This window comes from Bacillus sp. 22483 (assembly GCF_052044605.1).
GTDB lineage: Bacteria > Bacillota > Bacilli > Bacillales > Bacillaceae > Bacillus > Bacillus altitudinis.
The window spans coordinates 1-324 of the sequence record NZ_JBQENU010000034.1 but is presented as its reverse complement, the minus strand read 5'-3'; the positions used below and the strand labels follow the sequence as shown (position 1 = coordinate 324).

The 324-nt window shown below is 59.9% G+C and carries 1 protein-coding gene; it reads left to right on the top strand.

Annotation, left to right across the window (positions count from 1 at the left end; genetic code table 11):
- Positions 1–324 (top strand): hypothetical protein (locus tag ACTJJQ_RS19285; protein ID WP_440600514.1); only part of this gene is annotated, 324 nt, incomplete at both ends.

Genomic DNA, 324 nt, shown 5'->3' with positions numbered 1-324 from the left:
ACCGGACCTACTGGGGCCACTGGTGTGACGGGCAGCACTGGACCAACTGGTCCGACTGGAGCTACGGGAATCACAGGTTCAACCGGACCTACTGGTGCTACTGGTATCACAGGTTCAACCGGAGCTACTGGGGCCACTGGAATCACGGGTGCAACTGGAGCTACTGGGGCCACGGGTATCACAGGTTCAACCGGATCTACTGGGGCCACTGGAATCACGGGTGCAACTGGAGCTACTGGGGCCACGGGTATCACAGGTTCAACCGGTCCGACTGGTGCTACTGGTATCACAGGTTCAACCGGACCTACTGGGGCCACTGGTGTG